1 pseudogene is annotated in these 1,049 nt (G+C 48.0%); it reads left to right on the top strand.

Annotation, left to right across the window (positions count from 1 at the left end):
• Positions 1-76: 76 nt before the first annotated feature.
• Positions 77-1,038, top strand: a pseudogene (locus FW758_RS24590) (IS5 family transposase).
• Positions 1,039-1,049 lie beyond the last annotated feature (11 nt).

The raw sequence follows: 1,049 nt of genomic DNA, 5'->3' as shown, positions 1-1,049 counted from the left end.
GGCGTTGTTGCACAAATCAGTGAACTAATCGGTGTTGCCATGATCAGATCTCCTGACTCACCTTCAGGACGGCAACATGGGCAAATCAATACGTAAAATCGTTAATTGGAAGCAATACAACCAAGCGTTAGTGAACCGTGGTTCGCTCACCTTCTGGGTGGATGAAGCTGCAGTAAAAGCGTGGTACTGCCATGAGCATCATGGCGGGCGTGGACGCGGGTTTAGCTATAGTGATGTGGCGATTGAAACCGCGTTGATGGTCAAAGGCATCTTTAATTTATCGTTGCGTGCGCTAGAAGGCTTTCTCAACTCATTATTTACATTGATGAATGTTCCACTAACATCACCTGATTACACCTCTATCAGTAAACGCGCTAAGACAATCAATATCAAGTACCGCAACCCCAGTCGCGGACCGATAACGCATGTGGTTGTCGATGCCACGGGCCTGAAAGTGTTTGGTGAAGGGGAATGGAAAACGCGCAAGCATGGCAGCGAAAAACGCCGCACATGGCGCAAGTTGCACTTAGCCATAGATGCAAGCACTCACGAAGTCGTTGCAGCTGAAGTCAGTCTTGTGTCAGTAGGCGATAATGAAGTATTGCCGACCTTGCTCAATCCTTTACGGCGAAAGATAACGCAGGTATCGGCAGATGGGGCTTATGATACAAAGGGTTGTTATCAATTACTGCGACGTAAAGGCTGTAAAGCTACCATCCCACCGCGCTCAAATGCGGGGTTATGGGAAAAGGGGCATCCACGTAATGAAGCGGTAGAAGCACTGAAAGCGGGTCAGCTGAAACAATGGAAAATCGATAACGGCTATCACCAGCGCTCTCTAGCAGAGACCGCCATGGGCCGATATAAACAGTTGAATAGTCCAATGCTAAGTTTACGTGATTACAATGGGCAAGTTGCAGAGGCGTTGGCTGGTGTGAAGGCGATGAACAACGTCATTAGACTGGGTATGCCGGTTCGCCAGCAAGTTGCTTAATCGGCAGAAGTCTTGGAACGATTACGTTCTATGAAATGATTTAATCAACAACGCC

It is taken from the genome of Shewanella sp. 1180_01, from assembly GCF_052850535.1.
The sequence above is the reverse complement of the archived record's forward strand: the minus strand, read 5'-3'. Positions and strand labels throughout refer to the sequence as shown.